Origin of the sequence: Burkholderia sp. AU6039 (genome assembly GCF_002223365.1) — a bacterium.
In the GTDB taxonomy this organism is placed as follows: domain Bacteria; phylum Pseudomonadota; class Gammaproteobacteria; order Burkholderiales; family Burkholderiaceae; genus Burkholderia.
This window is the reverse complement of record NZ_NKFK01000006.1, coordinates 289,999-308,626: the sequence shown is the minus strand read 5'-3', so window position 1 is coordinate 308,626 and position 18,628 is coordinate 289,999. Positions and strand designations below refer to the sequence as shown.

The 18,628-nt window shown below is 68.6% G+C and carries 15 protein-coding genes; 11 read left to right on the top strand and 4 right to left on the bottom strand.

Annotated features, from left to right (window positions below):
* The first annotated feature begins 69 nt into the window (after window positions 1–69).
* The 5 genes from CFB39_RS31745 (at window position 70) to CFB39_RS31725 (ending at window position 7,813) form a co-directional block, all read left to right on the top strand.
* Window positions 70–1,518: an aldehyde dehydrogenase gene (locus CFB39_RS31745; protein WP_089475909.1), complete on the top strand. Its 1,449-nt coding sequence runs from the start codon at window positions 70–72 to the stop codon at window positions 1,516–1,518.
* Complete coding sequence (locus tag CFB39_RS31740; protein ID WP_373452753.1) at window positions 1,515–3,428, top strand: feruloyl-CoA synthase; 1,914 nt, start codon at window positions 1,515–1,517, stop codon at window positions 3,426–3,428. The genes CFB39_RS31745 and CFB39_RS31740 overlap by 4 nt, the downstream gene beginning before the upstream one ends.
* 211 nt (window positions 3,429–3,639) lie before the next feature.
* On the top strand, window positions 3,640–4,845 hold the full coding sequence (gene mhpT, locus CFB39_RS31735; protein WP_089475908.1) for a 3-(3-hydroxy-phenyl)propionate transporter MhpT: 1,206 nt from the start codon (window positions 3,640–3,642) through the stop codon (window positions 4,843–4,845).
* A gap of 61 nt (window positions 4,846–4,906) precedes the next feature.
* On the top strand, window positions 4,907–6,055 hold the full coding sequence (locus CFB39_RS31730; protein WP_089475907.1) for a porin: 1,149 nt from the start codon (window positions 4,907–4,909) through the stop codon (window positions 6,053–6,055).
* A 33-nt stretch (window positions 6,056–6,088) separates the two neighbouring features.
* Window positions 6,089–7,813 (top strand): tannase/feruloyl esterase family alpha/beta hydrolase, encoded by a 1,725-nt coding sequence (locus tag CFB39_RS31725; protein WP_089475906.1) that lies wholly within the window; start codon window positions 6,089–6,091, stop codon window positions 7,811–7,813.
* 71 nt (window positions 7,814–7,884) lie between these two features.
* On the opposite strand, the gene CFB39_RS31720 is transcribed toward CFB39_RS31725, so the two are convergent.
* Complete coding sequence (locus CFB39_RS31720; protein WP_039340400.1) at window positions 7,885–8,361, bottom strand: Lrp/AsnC family transcriptional regulator; 477 nt, start codon at window positions 8,359–8,361, stop codon at window positions 7,885–7,887.
* Between the two features lie 158 nt (window positions 8,362–8,519).
* Here CFB39_RS31720 and CFB39_RS31715 point away from each other — a divergent pair, with 158 nt between their 5' ends.
* Window positions 8,520–9,752 (top strand): diaminopropionate ammonia-lyase, encoded by a 1,233-nt coding sequence (locus tag CFB39_RS31715; protein WP_089475905.1) that lies wholly within the window; start codon window positions 8,520–8,522, stop codon window positions 9,750–9,752.
* 59 nt (window positions 9,753–9,811) lie between these two features.
* Window positions 9,812–10,987, top strand: coding sequence for a M20 aminoacylase family protein (locus tag CFB39_RS31710; RefSeq protein WP_089475904.1), 1,176 nt, complete (start codon window positions 9,812–9,814; stop codon window positions 10,985–10,987).
* A gap of 150 nt (window positions 10,988–11,137) precedes the next feature.
* Here CFB39_RS31710 and CFB39_RS31705 read toward each other — a convergent pair whose 3' ends face one another.
* Complete coding sequence (locus CFB39_RS31705; RefSeq protein WP_089475903.1) at window positions 11,138–12,496, bottom strand: aspartate aminotransferase family protein; 1,359 nt, start codon at window positions 12,494–12,496, stop codon at window positions 11,138–11,140.
* 529 nt (window positions 12,497–13,025) lie between these two features.
* On the opposite strand from CFB39_RS31705, the gene CFB39_RS31700 reads away from it, so the two are divergent.
* Complete coding sequence (locus CFB39_RS31700; protein WP_089475902.1) at window positions 13,026–13,598, top strand: hypothetical protein; 573 nt, start codon at window positions 13,026–13,028, stop codon at window positions 13,596–13,598.
* Between the two features lie 250 nt (window positions 13,599–13,848).
* Here CFB39_RS31700 and CFB39_RS31695 read toward each other — a convergent pair whose 3' ends face one another.
* Together CFB39_RS31695 and CFB39_RS31690 are read right to left on the bottom strand one after the other, a co-directional pair.
* A complete protein-coding gene (locus CFB39_RS31695; protein ID WP_089475901.1) occupies window positions 13,849–14,358 on the bottom strand; it encodes a GNAT family N-acetyltransferase in 510 nt (169 codons plus the stop codon).
* A gap of 143 nt (window positions 14,359–14,501) precedes the next feature.
* On the bottom strand, window positions 14,502–15,137 hold the full coding sequence (locus CFB39_RS31690) for a helix-turn-helix domain-containing protein (protein ID WP_089475900.1): 636 nt from the start codon (window positions 15,135–15,137) through the stop codon (window positions 14,502–14,504).
* A gap of 296 nt (window positions 15,138–15,433) precedes the next feature.
* Here CFB39_RS31690 and CFB39_RS31685 point away from each other — a divergent pair, with 296 nt between their 5' ends.
* The 3 genes from CFB39_RS31685 to CFB39_RS31675 all read left to right on the top strand — a co-directional run bounded on the left by CFB39_RS31685 (window position 15,434) and on the right by CFB39_RS31675 (window position 18,567).
* Window positions 15,434–15,787 carry a RidA family protein gene (locus CFB39_RS31685; protein WP_089475899.1) on the top strand — a complete coding sequence of 118 codons (354 nt, stop codon included), beginning with the start codon at window positions 15,434–15,436 and terminating at the stop codon, window positions 15,785–15,787.
* Between the two features lie 31 nt (window positions 15,788–15,818).
* Window positions 15,819–17,069, top strand: a complete 1,251-nt coding sequence (locus tag CFB39_RS31680; protein ID WP_089475898.1) for an FAD-binding oxidoreductase — start codon at window positions 15,819–15,821, stop codon at window positions 17,067–17,069.
* Between the two features lie 106 nt (window positions 17,070–17,175).
* A complete protein-coding gene (locus CFB39_RS31675) occupies window positions 17,176–18,567 on the top strand; it encodes an amino acid permease (protein WP_089475897.1) in 1,392 nt (463 codons plus the stop codon).
* Window positions 18,568–18,628 lie beyond the last annotated feature (61 nt).

The window sequence follows — 18,628 nt, the reverse complement described above, 5'->3', positions numbered from 1 at the left end:
CAAGCGCGGACGCAGCCGCCGGCTTCCCCGCCGGCGTAATCGCAAGAGACAGGCAAGGCAGGAGACGACATGACCGACAGACGGATGCTGATCGGCGGCGAGTGGTGCAACGCTCGCGACGGCCGCACTTTCGACCGATTCAACCCCGCGACGGGGGCGCTGGCGTCACGCGCGCCGGCGGCCGGCGTGGCCGACGCCGACGCGGCGATCGACGCCGCGCACCGCGCGTTTCCCGCCTGGTCGGCGCTCGCGCCAACCGAGCGCCGCCGGCTGCTGCTGAAGGCGGCCGACCTGATGGACGCGCGCATCGACGCGTTCATCGCGACCGGCGTGGCCGAAACCGGCGCGACGCCCGGCTGGATCGGCTTCAACGTGACGCTCGCGGCGAACATGCTGCGCGAGGCCGCGTCGATGACGACGCAGATCGCCGGCGACGTGATCCCGTCCGACGTGCCCGGCAATCTCGCGCTCGCGATGCGCGTGCCGTGCGGCGTCGTGCTCGGCATCGCGCCGTGGAACGCGCCGGTGATCCTCGGCACGCGCGCGCTCGCGATGCCGCTCGCGTGCGGCAACACGGTCGTGCTGAAGGCATCCGAAGCGTGCCCCGGCGTGCATGCGCTGATCGGCGCGGTGCTGGATGAAGCGGGGCTCGGCGCGGGCGTGGTCAACGTGATCACGCACGCGGCGGCCGACGCACCCGAACTCGTCGAGCGGCTGATCGCGCATCCGCACGTGAAGCGCATCAACTTCACCGGGTCGACGCATGTCGGGCGCATCATCGCGCGCCACGCGGCGGCGCACCTGAAACCGGTGCTGCTCGAACTCGGCGGCAAGGCACCCGTGCTGGTGCTGGACGATGCCGATCTCGACGCGGCCGTCGCCGCGATCGCATTCGGCGCGTTCTTCAACCAGGGGCAGATCTGCATGTCGACCGAGCGCGTGATCGCGGCGCGGCCGATTGCCGATGCACTCGTCGAACGCCTCGCCGCGAAGGCGCGCACGCTGGTCGCGGGCGATCCGCTGGCCGGCCATCCGCTCGGCACGATGGTCGATGCGGCGGCCGCCGCGCGTGCGGCGTCGCTCGTCGAGGATGCGCGGGCGCATGGCGCGCAGCTGCCGCTTGGCTGTCGCGTCGAAGGTGCGACGATGCAGCCGGCGATCGTCGATGGCGTGACGCGCGACATGCGTCTGTATCGCGAGGAATCGTTCGCGCCGGTCGTCGCGATCCTGCGTGCGGACAGCGACGACGAAGCGGTCGCGCTCGCGAACGACAGCGAGTTCGGGCTGTCGTCGAGCGTGTTCAGCCGCGATGTCGCGCGCGCGATGGCGGTCGCGCGCCGGATCGAATCGGGGATCTGCCACATCAACGGGCCGACCGTGCACGACGAGGCGCAGATGCCGTTCGGCGGCACGAAGGCGAGCGGCTACGGCCGCTTCGGCAGCCGTGCGTCGATCGCCGAATTCACCGAGCTGCGCTGGATCACCGTGCAGACCACGCCGCGTCATTACCCGATATGAGCGAGGCGACGATGAATGTAGCGAAGCCTCCGGGCGAGGCCGCACAAGATACCGGCGGCGTGCGCTATCGCGCCGCGGCCGTCGCCGTCGGCGCGGCCGAGATTCGTCGTGCGGAAAACGGCGCGTGGTACCTGCGTTCGCGCGAACCGCTCGGCGACTACCCGACGCGCCTGACCGACTGCCTCGTGAACGGCGCGCAAGCGCATCCCGATCGCGTGCTGGCCGCGAAGCGCGGCGACGACGGCCGCTGGATCGAGATCACTTACGCGCAGATGCTCGAACGCGCCCGTGCGCTGGGACAGGGCCTCGTCGATCTCGGGCTGTCGGCCGAGCGACCGCTTGCGGTGCTGTCGGGCAACGACCTCGAGCATCTGCAGCTGATGTTCGCGGCGATGCTGGCCGGCGTGCCGTATTCGCCGATCTCGCCCGCGTATTCGCTGGTGTCGACCGACTACGGCAAGCTGCGTCACACGCTCGGCGTGCTGCGGCCGGGCGCGGTGTTCGTCGCCGAACGCGCGCCGTTCGCGCGTGCGCTCGACGCCGTGTTGCCGGCCGATGCGGCGCTGATCGTCGCACGCGATGCCGATGCCGATGTCGACGCCGACCGAAAGGGCCGCGCGGTGCCGCTCTCGCACTTGCTAGCCACGGTCCCGCGCACGATCGACGCGATCCACGCGGCGGTCGGCCCCGATCATCTCGCGAAGATCCTGTTCACGTCCGGCTCGACGAAGCAGCCGAAGGCCGTGCCGACCACGCACCGGATGCTGTGCAGCAACCAGCAGATGCTGCGCCAGACGATGCCCGAACTGACGCGCGAGCCGCCGGTGCTGGTCGACTGGCTGCCGTGGAATCACACGTTCGGCGGCAGTCACAACCTCGGCATCGCGCTGTACAACGGCGGCACGCTGTATATCGACGAGGGCCGCCCGATGCCGGGCCGCTTCGACGAAACCGTGCGCAACCTGCGCGAGATCGCGCCGACGATCTACTTCAACGTGCCGAAAGGCTGGGAAGAACTGACGGCCGCGCTCGAACGCGATGCCGGGTTGCGCGACACGTTCTTCTCGCGCGTGAGGCTGTATTTCTTCGGCGGCGCGGGCCTGTCGCAGGCCGCGTGGGACCGGCTCGACCGCGTGACCGAAGGGCATTGCGGCGAGCGGATCCGGATCATGGCCGGCCTCGGGATGACGGAGGCGTCGCCGTCGTGCCTGTTCACGACGGGGCCGCTGATGCGCGCCGGCTATATCGGGCTGCCCGCGCCCGGCTGTGACGCGAAGCTCGTGCCGTGCGGCGGCAAGCTCGAACTGCGTTTCAAGGGGCCGAACGTGATGCGCGGCTACTGGCACGCGGACGTCGATCCGCGCGACGTGTTCGACGACGAAGGCTATTACCGCAGCGGTGATGCGGGCGTGTTCGCCGATCCGGCGCGGCCGGAGCTCGGGCTGCTGTTCGACGGGCGGCTGACCGAGGATTTCAAGCTGAGCAGCGGCACCTTCGTCAGCGTCGGGCCGTTGCGCGCGAACGCGGTGTCGACCGGCGCGCCGTATGTGCAGGACGTGGTCGTCACCGGGATCAATCGCGACGACATCGGGCTGCTGGTGTTTCCGCGTGTCGACGCGTGCCGCGCGTTGGCGGGGCTCGCCGCCGATGCCTCGGTGACCGACGTGCTGCGCGCGCCGGCCGTGCGCGCGGTGTTCGAGCAATGGCTCGTCGAGCTGAACCGGCAGGCGAGCGGCGGTTCGACGTTCGTCGCGCGCATCCGGCTGATCGACACGCCGCCGTCGCTCGACCTCGGCGAAGTGACCGACAAGGGTTCGCTGAACCAGGCAGCCGTGCAGCAGCATCGCGCGGCGACGATCGACGCGCTGTACGACCCGGCGCGGCGCGATCCCGACGTGATTTACGCGTAAGCAGTACGCGCGAGCAGCAAGCAGCAACAAGCACGCACAACGACCGGCCGGCCACGACACCGGCAGGCACGCTTGCGGCCAGTGAATCAGGCTGCCTGATAAAGGCGGCCGTTCAGACGACACCTCGCGCGCTGCTTCGCCACTGGCCGGCGACGGCGCGCGGCGGCCGTTGCATGCCCGACCGATTACAAGACATGGGACTGGAGACACGATGAACACCTACGTAGCGGAAAAATCCACGGTCGCGACCACGCTCGCGCTGTGTTTCGCGATCGCACTTCTCGAAGGGCTCGACCTGCAGTCGGTCGGCGTCGCCGCGCCGCGCATGGCGCGCGAATTCGGGCTGTCCGTATCGCAGATGGGTATCGCGTTCAGCGCGGGCACCTTCGGGCTGTTGCCGGGCGCGATGCTCGGCGGGCGGCTCGCCGACCGGATCGGCCGCAAGCGCGTGCTGATCGCATCGGTCGTGCTGTTCGGGCTGCTGTCGATCGCGACCGCGCAGGTATCGACGTTCGCGATGCTCGTCGTCGTGCGCGTGCTGACCGGCATCGGCCTCGGCGGCGCGATGCCGAACCTGATCGCGCTGTCGTCCGAAGCGGTCGAGCCGCGCTCGCGCAGCAGCGCGGTCGCGACGATGTACTGCGGGATCCCGTTCGGCGGCGTGATCGCGTCGGTGATCGGCGTGCTGCTCGCGGGCGACACCGAATGGCGACACATCTTCTACGTCGGCGGCGTGGGGCCGCTACTGCTCGTGCCGCTGCTGGCGTGGTTCCTGCCGGAGTCGCGCGCGTATCTCGACGTCGCCGGCACGCCGGCCGCGCGGTCCAGCGTCGCACGCACGCTGTTCGGCGACGGCCGCACCACGTCGACGGTCGCGCTGTGGGTCAGCTACTTCTGCACGCTGATCGTCCTGTACTTCCTGCTGAACTGGCTGCCGTCGTTGATGGCCTCGCGCGGGCTCGATCGCGCACACGTCGGCCTCGTGCAGATCGCGTTCAACGTCGGCGCGGGGCTCGGTGCGCTCGGCATCGGTGCGGCACTCGACCGGATGCGCGCGTCGCGCGTGGTCGGCGGCATGTACGTGGGGATCGTGCTGTCGCTCGCCGCGCTCGCGGCGGCGCCCGGTTTCGCGTCGCTCGCGGCCGCTGCGTTCGCCGCCGGGATGTTCGTGGTCGGCGGGCAGTCGGTGCTGTACGCGCTCGCGGCGATCTACTACCCGACCGCGATGCGCGGCACGGGTGTCGGCGCGGCGGTGGCAGTCGGCCGGCTCGGTTCCGTCGTCGGGCCGCTCGCGGCCGCGACGCTGCTGGCCGCCGGCCGCAGCGCGCCGGTCGTGATCGGCGCGAGCATCCCCGTCACGCTCGTCGCGGCCTTCGCTGCATTCGTGCTGATTCGCCGCCCGCAAGCCGGCGACTGATGGTTCGTTTTTTCAATGCGCGCCGTCAGAGCGCGCTTACTCAAGGTCTGGAGACGCAACGATGAAGACGAAGACAAGGAACGGCCTGCTGGCCGCCGGCGCGTGCTGCGCATTTGCCGCGCCGGTCGCGCATGCGCAGTCGAGCGTGACGCTGTACGGGATCATCGATACGGGCGTCGAATTCGTGTCGCACGCGAACGCGGCAGGCGACCACGTCGTGCGGATGCCGGGCGTGACGGGCGAACTGCCGTCGCGCTGGGGGCTGCGCGGCACCGAGGATCTCGGCGGCGGCTATCAGGCGGTGTTCACGCTCGAAAGCGGCTTCAACGTGCGCGGCGGCGATCTCGGGCAGGGCGGCCGGTTGTTCGGGCGGCAGGCATTCGTCGGGCTGAAGAGCGGCTTCGGCACGCTCGCATTCGGCCGGCAGTACACGATGACCTATCTCGCGCTGCAGGGCGCGGACATCATCGGCCCCGACATCTACGGGCTCGGCTCGTTCGACGCGTACGTGCCGAATGGCCGCGCCGACAACGCGGTGACCTACGTCGGCGCGTATCGCGGCGTGACGTTCGGCGCCGCGTATTCGTTCGGCCGCGACGGCGCGGGCACCGGCAACTCGCCGGGGCAGGGCACGTGCGCGGGGCAGGTGCCGGGCGACGCGGTGCAGTGCCGCAACTGGTCGGTGATGCTCAAGTACGACAGCGCGTATTTCGGTGCGGCGGCCTCGTACGAGGAACAGCGCGGCGGCACCGGCGCGGCCGCGAACTTCTTCGACGGCGTGGCGCCCGTTCCCTTCACCAGCAGCGGCGGCAAGGACGCGCGCACGCACGTGAGCGCGTATGCGCAGGCGGCCGGCGCGAAGATCGGCGCGGGCTGGATCGGGCGGCGCGTGTCGACCGGTTCACCGGCCGCGGCCGGTGCGCATTCGGATTTGTTCTTCGTCGGCGCGTCGTATGCGGTGAAGCCGGATTTCGTCGTCGACGGCGAAGGCTACCGGATCGTCAACAGCGCGCACGACACGCGCGCGACGATGGCCACGCTGCGCGCGACCTATCTGCTGACCAAGCGCACGGCCGTCTACGCGCAATCGTCGTATCTGTGGAACAGCGCGCATGCGCGCTACTCGGTCAGCGGCGGCGGGCCCGGCACGACGCCCGGCGCGGGGATGGGGCAGCTCGGCGCGATGGTCGGCGTGCGGCACATGTTCTGATTCACCGGCGTGACGAACCGAACGGGAGTTATCTTGAACAGGAAATCTGCATTCCTCTGTATTGCGCCGCTGTCCGCCGCCGCGATGCTCGCCGGTTGCGGCGGCGACGATTCGATCAGCGCCGCGCCCACGCACCTGAGCGCCGCGACACCGGCCGCGATGGCGCAGACCTGCGACGCGCTCGCCGCGAAGCTCGCGTATGCGAACACGTCGTTCACGTCGGTGACGACCGCGGCCGCCGGCGCACTCACGGTGGCGGGCAAACCGATCGCCGAGCACTGCGTGATCGCAGGGAAGATGAACGAGCGCGTGAGCACGGTCGACGGCAAGACCTATGCGATCGGCTTCGAAATGCGTTTGCCGAAAGCGTGGAACGGCCGCTTCTTCTACCAGGCGAATGGCGGCCTCGACGGCAACGTCGTGGCCGCGACCGGCGAGATCGGCGGCGGCGGGCCGCTGACCGATGCGCTGAACCAGGGCTTCGCGGTGATCAGCTCGGATTCCGGGCACAGCGCCGCGCAGAATCCGCTGTTCGGCCTCGATCCGCAGGCGCGCATCGACTACGGCTACGGCGCGGTCGACGCGCTCACGCCGATGGCGAAACAGGTGATCCGGCTCGCATACGGCAAGGCGCCTGATCGCAGCTATTTCGGCGGCTGCTCGAACGGCGGCCGTCACGCGATGGTCACGGCGGTGCGCAACCCGGCCGACTACGACGGCATCATCGCGGGCGATCCGGGCTTTCATCTGCCGAAAGCGGCGATCGGCGAGATGTACGGCGCGCAGCAGTTCGCGAAGATCGCATCGGCGACTGGGTCGAACGGGCTGCCGGATATCCGCAGCGGCTTCAACGACGCGGAGCGGCAGTTCGTCGGCGCGAAGATCCTCGAGAAATGCGATGCGCTCGACGGTGCGGCCGACGGGATGGTGCAGGACGTCGCCGCGTGCCAGGCGCATTTCAGCGTCGATGCGGACATCCCGACCTGCGCGAACGGCACGCGCACGGGTGCATGCCTGACGACCGCGCAGAAGACCGCGCTCGGGAACGTGTTCACGGGCGCACGCAACAGCGCGGGCACGGCGCTCTATGCGGGCTTTCCGTACGATCCGGGCATCGCCGGCGGCGGCTGGGCCGCGTGGAAGCAGTCGAATTCGGTCACGCTCGACCCGGCCGCGATGGCGTTCACGTTCATGTCGCCGCCAAAAACCGCCGCGGCGCTCGCGAACCTGCCCGGTTTCGCGCTCGGCTTCGACATGGACAACGACGCGCCGGCGATCTTCGCGACCAGCGGCGTGTACACGCAATCCGCGTGGACGTTCATGACGCCGCCCGACGAGACCAACCTGTCCGCGCTGAAGGCGCGCGGGGCGAAGCTGCTGGTCTATCACGGCACCGGCGACCCGGTGTTCTCGTTCGACGACACGCGCGACTGGTACTCGCGGGTGGCGCAGGCGAACGGCGGCGATGCGTCGGATTTCGCGCGCTTCTACCCGGTGCCGGGGATGAACCACTGCTCGGGCGGGCCGGCGGCCGACCAGTTCGACCTGCTGACGCCGCTCGTTGCGTGGGTCGAACAGGGGCAGGCGCCCGGTGCGGTGGCGGCCACTGCGCGCGATGCGACGAACGCGGTGCCGAATGCGGATGTGCCGGCGTCGTGGGGTGCGGGACGCACGCGGCCGCTGTGCCCGTATCCGCAGGTGGCGCGCTACAACGGATCGGGCGACGTGAATTCGGCGGCGAGCTTCAGTTGTCGCTGACGTAGCCGTCGATGGGAGGCGGCCGGCGCATGCATTCGCGCGCCGGTCGCCTCATGTGTGCAACCGCTCATTTACTCGCCCGGTTCGACCGGCACCTCGAGCCCGACCTTCACGCGGCTCATGCTCACCAGCGTCTTGAACCGCTTCACGTTGTTGTTCGCGAAGAACAGCTCACGCGTGAGCGCGTTGTACTGATCCATGTTGCGCACGGCCAGGATCAGCACGAAATCCCATTCCCCCGTCACGTAGTAGCACTGCTGGATCTGCGGGCAGCGCTCGAAGGTGCGCTTCATCGCGTCGAGCTGGTCGATCTGCTCGCTTTCGACCTCGACGTTGACGACGATCGTCAGCGGATGATCGACCTTGTCCGGCGCGACGACGGCCGTGTAGCGCTCGATCACGCCGTCGTCCGCGAGACGTTTCAGGCGCCGGTTCACGGCCGCGGTCGACAAGTTGACGCGCGCGCCAAGTTCGCTTTGCGGCGTCTGCGCGTCGCGCTGGATTTCCATCAGCAGCTTGCGATCGAACGCATCGAGTGGGGTGGTCATGATGGCGCGTGAAACCTCGAAAGAATGAGAAATTTTTGCGTGGCGGCCGCCGATTTGGCGATTTTATTGACCCGCATGCGCAATATTATTTTTCGAACCGGCGGCGCGTGCAACCCGTGCGCGCCCGACCCGAACCGCCTCACGGAGTGCTGCCCGCCATGCTGATCGCCAACCCCCGCGCCTCGCGCACCGCCTATCCCCACGCGCTGCGCCGCGTGATGAACATCGCATCGGCCGACGAAAGCGGCGCGTGGCTGTCGCACTGGCCGCTCGTCGGCAACGCGCGCACGCCGTTGCGCGCGTTGCCGGATCTCGCCGCGCGGCTGGGCGTCGCGAGCGTCAGCGTGAAGGACGAGTCGTGCCGCTCGCCGCTCGGCAGCTTCAAGGCGCTTGGTGCGCCGATCGCGCTGGTGCGGCTCGTGAAGCGCCTGCGACGCACGCAGGATCTCGATCCGCAAGGGCTCGTCACCGGCCGCTACGCGGCGGAACTGGCCGACCTGACGGTGATCAGCGCGACCGACGGCAATCACGGCCGCGCGCTCGCCGCCGCCGCGCGTGCGATCGGCTGCGGGTGCGTGATCGTGCTGCACGCAAACGTCGACGCCGAGCGCGAACGCGCGATCTCCGCGTACGGCGCGCGGATCGTGCGCATCGAGGGGAACTACGACGAGTCGGTCGTCTGCGCGGCGCAGCTTGCGCAGGCAAACGGCTGGTATGTCGTGTCCGATACGTCGTACGACGGCTACGAAGCGATTCCGCGCGACGTGATGCAAGGCTATGGCGTGATCGCCGCCGAGGCCGCCGCACAGGCGGCGCAGGACGACGGGCGGCCGTTCACGCACGTGCTGCTGCAGGGGGGCGTGGGCGGCCTCGCCGCGGGCGTCGCGAGTTACCTGTGGGAGCGCGACGGCGTGCAGCGGCCGCGTTTCATCGTCGTCGAGCCGCGCCAGGCCGATTGCCTGTACCAGAGTGCGCTCGCGGGGCGCGCGTCCAGAGCGACCGGCAGCGTCGATTCCGTGATGGCGGGGCTCGCGTGCGGCGAGGCGTCGCCGCTGGCGTGGGACTTCCTCGAGATGTGCATCGACTACTTCATGCTGATCGACGACGAAGACGCGGTGCAGGCGATGCGCGGCCTCGCGGCCGGCAGCGTGCGCGACGTGCCGCTCGTGGCCGGCGAATCGGGCGCGGCCGGCGTCGCGGGGCTCGAGGTGCTGATGCGCGACCCTGCGCTCGCACGGCAGGTGGGGCTCGATGCGCACTCGCGCGTGCTGGCGATCAATACGGAAGGCGCGACGGCGCCGTCCGTGTACCGGAACTGCGTCGGCGAAACGGCCGATGCCGTGCTCGCGCGGCAGCGCGCCTGGCTGGACCGCGCGGCAGTGGCGGCCTGAACGACATCCCGACCGATCCCGACCGATCCCGATCGACCACGACTGACGAGGCCAACGCGATGGACGCAACCGAAGAAAGCACGCTGCAGGGGCAACTGAAGACCTGGCGCCGCCACTTGCACCAGCATCCGGAGACGGGGTTCGAAGAGGTGAACACGTCGGACTACGTCGCGCGCATCCTGACGACGCTCGGGCTCGACGTGCATCGCGGGATCGGCGGCACGGGGCTCGTCGCGAACCTGACGGCCGGCACCGGCAAGCGCGCGATCGGCATTCGCGCGGACATGGACGCGCTGAACATCGCCGAGCACGCGCCGGGCCGCGAACACGCGTCGCGCACGCCCGGCAAGATGCATGCGTGCGGGCACGACGGCCACATGTCGATGGTGCTCGGCGCCGCGCAGCTGCTGGCCGAGCGCAAGGATTTCGACGGCACCGTGCGTTTCATTTTCCAGCCGGCCGAAGAGCACGGCCGAGGCGCGAAGGCGATGATGGCCGACGGGCTGTTCGAGCGCTTTCCGGTCGACGCGATCTTCGGCGCGCACAACATGCCGGGCATGCGCGCGGGCACGTTCTCGACGCGTGCGGGCGGCATCATGGCGAGCGAGGACAACTTCGTGATCCGGATCGACGGGCGCGGCACGCATGCGGCGCGCCCGCACATGGGCATCGACCCGATCGTGATCGGCGCGCAGGTCGTGCTCGCGCTGCAGACGATCGTGTCGCGCAATCTCGATCCGGGCGAGCAGGCCGTGATCTCGTGCACGGAGTTCATCACCGACGGGCTGCGCAACGTGCTGCCGTCGACCGTGACGATCAAGGGCGACACGCGCAGCTATTCGCGCGACGTGCAGGCGCTGCTGGCCACGCGGATGCGCGAGATCAGCGAAGGGATCTGCCGCACGCACGGCGCGACCTGCACGTTCGAGTACACGCACGAGTTCGCGCCGACGGTGAATTCGCCGGAATGGGTCGACACGGCCGTGCGGGCCGCGGCGCAGGTGGCGGGCGCGGAGAACGTGGACGCGAACGTCCAGCCGATGATGATTTCGGAAGACTTCGGCGCGTTCTTGCAGGCCGTACCCGGCAACTTCGTCTTCATCGGCAACGGGGAGGCGGCAGGGCGCGGCGGCGTGCCGCTGCATAACGCGGGCTATGACTTCAACGACGAGATCCTGTCGATCGGCGCGCGGTATTTCGAGGCGGTGGCGCGGCAGGCGTTGAAGGCGGCGTAGCGCATCGCTGCATGAGGCGGATGCGACGGGAAACGGCTCGCTGTGCGGCGGTCCGTTTCACTGTCACGCGACACGAGCGACGCCGCAGCCGCTGGCAACACATCGTGGCCGCGATCGCGCGATGTGTTGCCTGCCGCGAATGTCACTGCATCACACCAGCTCGCCGAGACACGTGTCGAACTGCGCGACGAGCCGGTCGACGTCATCGGCCGTCGTCTGCGGACAGACGAGCATCATGTTGTGGAACGGCGTGATCAGCACGCCGCGATTCAGCAGGTACAGGTGCACGATGTGCTCGAGTTCGCTGTCGAGCTGCGCGCCGGCGATCGTGCCGTTGCGCGGCGGCGTGGGGGCGAACTGGAACTCGGTGCGCGCGCCGATGCGCGTCACGCACCACGGCAGGTTGTGTTTCGCGATCGCCTGTTCGAGCCCCGTCGCCAGCCGCGCGGCGAGTTCGAACATATGCGCATAGGCCGCGTCGGTCGCGACTTCGGCGAGCGTCGCACGCATCGCATGCATCGCGAGCATGTTCGCGGTGAGCGTCGTGCCGATCCCCGAATGGCCGGGCGGCGCGTTCAGCTTCGCCTGCTTCGCGCGTTCGGCAAATTCCGCGCTGAACCCGTACACCGCGCACGGCACGCCGCCCGCGATCGGCTTGCCGACCACCAGCATGTCCGGCTCCAGATCGTGCGCGACCGCATAGCCGCCCGGGCCGCTGCTGATCGTGTGCGTCTCGTCGATCACGAGCAGCGTGCCGTAGCGGCGCGTCAGTTCGCGCGCCGCCTGCCAGAAACCCGGATCGGGCAGCACCATCCCGATGTTCGTCATCGCGGGCTCGGCGAGCACGCAGGCGACATCGCCGCCTTTCAGCGCCGCTTCGAGCGCGGCGAGATCGTTGAATTCGACGACGCGGGTGTTCGCGAGCAGGTCGTACGACTGCCCGAGCAGGCTGTCGCGCTGCACGGGGCGGCCGTCGACGAGATCGACGAAGACGTCGTCGACCGTGCCGTGATAGCAGCCGTTGAACACGACGATCGTGTTGCGGCCGGTGGCCGCGCGCGCCCAGCGCAGCACGAAGCGGTTCGCGTCGCTCGCGCTCAGCGCGAATTGCCAGACCGGCAGCCGGAAGCGGCGCGCGAGTTCGCGCGACACCCACGCGGCATCCTTGCTCGGCAGCATCGTCGTGTAGCCGCGCGTGGCCTGCTCGACGAGTGCCCGCGCGACGGGTTCGGGCGCATGGCCGAACATCGCACCGGTGTCGCCGAGGCAGAAGTCGGCGTAGCGGTGGCCGTCGACGTCGGTGAAGGTCGCGCCGCGCGCTTCTTTCACATACAGCGAGAACGGCGTCGACCAGTCCTGCATCCAGTGCAACGGCACGCCGAACAGCAAGTGCTCGGACGCTTCCGCGGACAGGGCGCGGGAGACCGGCATGGCTTCGGTGAATGCACGGCGCTCGCGATCGAACAGCGCGCGGGCGCGGATGAGGTCGACTCCGTGGCGGGAAGGCAAAGGCAGCTCCTGGGCTGTGAGGATGACGAAGACGATAGCGCGGAGCGCGGGGGGCTGAATAGAGGCGGAATTACCGAGGCGGACGCAGGTGCTCGGACGCGGCGATTCAATGATGCGCATGTTGACGTGCGAGCAGCACGAAGACCCGGCTCATTTTTTCCATTCGATTCAATTTGATTGGGAGATAGCATAGGTAAATAAAAAACGGAAATCGGTATAAAGGTTTCCATGTATTTGATTCCGGTTTTTCGCAACCTATCGTTGACGCATGTCGTTGCGTGAATATGTCCACATCGCTAGGTGAATACTGCCTTACGGAGGGGGCGGCAGGGTGGGCAGGCCGGCGAACGGGCATTGCCGGCCCCGTGCGCGCAATGGCGTAAATGGCATTCCACGGGGATATTGCATTCAAATTTCGAGATAAGGAAATATCGACTTTGAATGGAATGGGCGGAATGTTTTGTCCGAATCGAACCGCTCATGGGCGGCGTTCGGATTTCACGAAACGGCCTGAATACGGAATAGAAAAATGAAGATCGGCAAATACATCATCGCGGCGGGCGCATGCATTGCATTCACCGGCATTGCCCAGGCGGGCCCGACGTCGCCGCACGCCGTCGTCAAGACGATCCGGCTGACGGCGCACATTGGCGACAGCCTGTTCGTGTCGACCTCGGGCGCTGCGGCCGCCCATGGCGTGGTCGAGCTGAATGCGACGGACGGCTCGCCGCAGACGTTCGGCGCAACGCTGCCGATCCGCGTCTACACGACGAATCCCGACGTCCGCGTCGCGCTGCTGCAGCCGCTGAGGCTGTCGAACGGCCGCTACGACATGACCGACGCGAAGGTCGTGCTGGCGGACAAGGCCGCCGGCGCGGACATCGCGCACGATGGTGCGCGCACGCTCACCCTGGTCAAGCCCGGCATCAATGGCTACGACGAAACCCGCAACCTGACGATCCGTGCCAATGCGCCGGCCACGCGCGGGGCAGCCGGGGTCAACGGAAGCTACCGGGGCGATCTGGTGCTGATGTTCGAACCGGTCGCGTCGGCGGGGGACGATACGGTTCCGGGCGGCAGGGTGGCGGCGGTAGACAAGTAAGGATCTGGCCGGCCGGGTTGCTGCAATAAAAGTTTTTGCGCATAAACCGACAGCGGCACGACTGGCCGCTGTCGTATTGCATGGAAAGTTAGTGTGTGCTCACACTTGGGCTGTTTCGTTCGACGTGTGTTCGGCGCCGGTCCATGGTGTGCCGACGTCGCTGCGAATGACGGGAGCGTCGACGCGCGGTGCCGGTGAGTGGGTGCTCGCTTGGCGGTGCCTGGCGCTTCCCGTTCGCAGCAGCGGCACGCTACGCCAGCGTCTTGACCATGTGGTGTTCGTCATAGAACCGCCCGTCGACGAACATCGAGCGCGGTTCCGTCCCGAACCGCACGAACCCTTGCGACGCATACAGCCGCTCCGCGGTGGCGTTGACCTCGTTCACGCACAGCATCAGTTGCTTGCAGTCCCATTCCCGCGCCGCGTGGGCGGTCGCGCTTTCGAGCAGCGTTTGCGCGATGCCTTGCCCGCGATACGCGGGATCGACGAACACGCCCCAGATCGTCGCCTTGTGCGCGATCTTCACGCGCGCATCGCGACGCACGCCCGTGAGGCCGACGAGCGTATCGCCGTCGAACGCGCCGAACACGGCGCGTTCATGGGTCGGCGTGATGCGCGTCGCGAATTCGTCGACCGGCACCTGCGATTCTTCGTCGAGCGTCGGCAGGAAGGAGGTGGGGGCGGTGTCGACCGCACGCAGGCGGACGGTCTGGAAACGGGCGGCGTCGGCCGCATCGAGCAGGCGGGTGGTGATCGTCATCGGGGGCGTTCCGGTTGAAGGTCGTGCATGCCGGCGCGAGCCGCTGGGGCCGCGGGATGCATCGTCCTTATCGTAATAGGAATCCCGGTGTTGCGCGGCGACGTTCGGCACCGCCGCGTGATCGCATTCAGATCGTCAGAGCGTCAGATCGCGTCGCGCGGCCGCCTGGCATCGCCGTCGACGCAGCACGCGAGCACCTCGGCATCGGTGTCGCCGAGGCTCAGGTACACGTGCCCGACCGCGCTGTCGAAATACAGGCTGTCGCCGGCGCCGAGCCGGTACGCATGGCCATTCTCGAAGCGCAGCTCCAGCTCGCCGCTCAGCACGAACACGAACTCCTCGCCGCTGTGCCGGATGTAGTCGGGGAAGTCCGACAGCTTGCGCGCATGGATGCGCCCGCGCACGGGCACCATCCGCTTGCCGGTCAGGTCGTTCGCGAGCATCCCGTACGCGTAGTTCGGCGTGTCATAGACCATCTGCTGGCCGGCCGGCGTGAACGACGGCGTCATCGCGCCGGCGGGCGCCGGGCGGCCGAACATCGTGTCGAAGTCGAGCGCGAGCGCATGCGTGAGCGCCGCGAACTTGTCGTAGGTGAGCGCGATGTCGCCGCGCTCGGCCTTCGATATCGTCGACACCGCGATACCTGAGCGCTCGGACAGTTGCGCGAGCGTCAGGCCGCGCGACTTGCGCGCGTCGCGCAGCCGCGCGCCGACCGTCTGGTGGTCGAGCTGCGGCGCGGCGTCGGTGGGCGGCGGAACGGGGACGGTGGCTTTGGGCATGCGGATACGGGGCGCGGCGTACGTGACGTGAATACGGATTTTGTCGTATACGAGAATAAATTTTCTCGTATATGATAATTTTCGTCGAAATCGCCGATGGTGGGCGTGACGGCCACTCTAGCATCGGACGGCGCGAAACTCGCGGGGCCGGTGCGGCCGGCGTGAACGACACGTGTGCGTATCGGCACAGCTCGCCCGTGCGGCGGTTGCCCCACGATTCCGCATACGGCAGCGGCTTTCCCAGCCATTTATTTTCCCGGCCGGTCGCGGCCGGCCTTGCGAAGGTGCAAACCATCATGTCCAGTGAAATCCAACGTCTGCAGACGAGCGCACGCATGAGCCAGGTCGTGATCGCGAACGGCTTCGTCCACCTGGCCGGCCAGGTGCCCGATACGGCCGGCGCGCCGATCGCCGTGCAGGCGACCGAAATCCTTACGCGTATCGACGCGCTCCTCGCCTCGGCCGGCATCGACAAGACGCGCGTGCTGACGGCCAACATATGGCTCAGCGATGCCGCGCACTTCGACGCATTCAATGCGGTGTGGGACGCCTGGGTGCCGGCCGGCCACGCGCCGACCCGCGCCTGCGTGCAGGCGTTGCTGATGAAACCCGGTCTCGACGTCGAGATCGCCGTGACCGCGCTCGCCTGACGCCCGCGCCGCGCGCCCCGAGGAACGCCCGATGACATTCGACACGCTCGTCCTGGGCGGCGGCATGATCGGCGTGTCCGTTGCCGTGCACCTGCAACAGCGCGGCCTGTCGGTCGCGCTCGTTGACCGCAAGGCGCCCGGCAACGAGACATCGCTCGGCAATGCCGGGCTGATCCAGCGCGAAGGCGTGTATCCGTACGCGTTTCCGCGCGGCTTCGGCACGCTGCTGAAATACGCGTGCAACCGCTCGCCCGACGTCCGCTATCACGTCGGCGCGCTGCCGAAACTGATTCCGTTCCTGTACCGCTACTGGCGCAACTCGCATCCGGCGCGCCATGCGGAGATCGCGCGCGCGTATGCGCCGCTGATCGAACACTGCGTGACCGAGCATCGTGCGTTGATCGAAGCGTCCGGCGCGGGCGCATTGCTGCGCGAAGGCGGCTGGCTGAAGGTGTTCCGCACGGCCGCGACGCGCGATGCCGAAACGCGCGCCGCCGAGCGCTGGCACGCCGAATACGGCGTGATCTTCGACGCGCTCGATGCGGCCGCACTGCGCGACGCCGAGCCGAACCTGAGCCGCGCGCTGGTCGGCGCGCTGCGCTACACGGGCTCCGATTCGATCAGTGATCCGAATGCACTCGTGACCGCGTATGCGCGCCACTTCGAGCAACTCGGCGGCCGCATCCTCACCGGCGACGCGCTGACGCTGTCGGCCGCGAACGGCTGGCGCGTCGACACCGCGCAAGGCCCGGTCGATGCGCGCGCGGCAGTCGTCGCGCTCGGGCCGTGGTCGGACCTGCTGTGCGAACGGCTCGGCTACACGCTGCCGCTCGCGGTCAAGCGCGGCTATCACATGCACTACGCGGCGCAGCCGGGCGCGCGGCTGAACGGGCCCGTGCTCGATGCCGACAGCGGCTTCCTGATCACGCCGATGACGCGCGGCATCCGCCTGACGACCGGCGTCGAGCTCGGGCTTTGCGATACGCCGCCGACGCCCGTCCAGCTCGCCGCCGTCGAACCGGTCGCGCGCGAGCTGTTTCCGCTCGGCGCGCGCGTCGACGGCGCGCCGTGGCTCGGCCGCCGGCCGTGCACGCCCGACATGCTGCCCGTGATCGGTGCGGCGCCGCGCCACCGCGATCTGTGGTTCGCGTTCGGGCATGCGCATCACGGCTTCACGCTCGGCCCCGTGACCGGCCGGCTGGTCGCCGACCTGATGACCGGCACGCAGCCGTTCGTCGACCCGACGCCGTTTCGCGTCGAACGCTTTCTGCACGGCCGCTGAACCGGCGACCGTGCGCTGCAGCAGGGCGGCCGGCACACGACGCCGGCCGCTCCATCCAGCGGCCGGCCGACCCGGCTCGCCGCGACGATCAACGACTGGAGACAACATGCAACAGCACACGATGCGGCGCGAACTCGGCGCGCGCCAGATTTCGTTCATGGCGCTCGGCATGGCCATCGGCGTCGGCCTGTTCCTCGGCTCGGCGTCCGCGATCAAGGCGGCCGGGCCCGGCGCGCTCGTCGCCTACCTGATCGGCGGCGCGATGATTTTCCTGATCATGCGCGCGCTCGGCGAGATGGCCGTGCATCGGCCGGTGTCCGGCTCGTTCGGTGCGTATGCGTTCGAATATGTCGGGCCGTTCGCCGGCTATGTGGTCGGCTGGAGCTACTGGCTGCTGATGGTCGGCGTCGGTGTCGCGGAGACGACCGCCATCGGCATCTACATGGGCTTCTGGTTTCCGGATGTGCCGCAGTGGCTGTGGGTCGTGTCGGCGATCGCCGCGATCTCGGCGTTCAACCTGCTCAACGTGAAGGTGTACGGCGAACTGGAGTTCTGGTTCGCGATCGTGAAGGTCGTGACGATCGTGCTGATGATCGCGGGCGGCGCGCTGATCGTGTTCACCGGGATCGGCCATGGCGGCGAGCCCGTCGGCCTGTCGAACCTGTGGCGCCACGGCGGCGTGTTTCCGCATGGCGTGCTCGGGGTCGTGAGCGCGCTGCCGATCGTCGCGTATTCGTTCGCGGGCGTCGAGATGATCGGCCTCACCGCCGGCGAGGCGCGCGAGCCGCAGAAGATGATCCCGCGCGCGATCAACTCGGTGCTGTGGCGCATCCTGATCTTCTACGTCGGCGCGCTGTTCATCATCATGGCGCTGTATCCGTGGCACGAGCTCGGCGAGCATGGCAGCCCGTTCGTGACGACGTTCGAATCGCTCGGGCTGCGACAGGCGGCCGGCATCGTCAACTTCGTGGTCGTGACGGCCGCGTTGTCGAGCTTCAACTGCATCGTGTTCAGCGGCGCGCGCATGCTGTCGAGCATGGCCGGCAACGGCCTCGCGCCCGCGTCGTTCGCGGCGCTGAGCGCAAGCGGGTCGCCGTCGCGCGCGGTGCGGGCGACCGTGCTGTTCATGTCGGTCGGCGTGGTACTGAACTACGTGATCCCGGCACGCGTGTTCGGCTGGCTGATGTCGTTCCTGTCGTTCGACGTGGCCGTGATCTGGGCGATGATCGTGCTGACCCACATGCGGTTCCGGCGCGCGCTGGCCGCGCGCGGCGAGACGGTGGCGTTCCGCCTGCCGTACGCGTCGGTCACGTCGTGGATCTGCCTCATGTTCGTCGCGTTCGTGTTCGTGATGCTTGGCGTCGATCCGTCGACGCGCGGGTCGCTGTATGCCGGCGCGGCGGTGATGGCGCTGATGGCGATCCTCTACCGGCGTTCGCGGCATCTGCAGGCGGCTGCGCGGTCGACGCGCGTCGGGCTTGGTGTCGAGCGGGTGTGACGCCGATGCCCGGGGCACCGGTGCGGGTGAGCGTTGGAGTGATCGCGCGACGGGGGCGTTG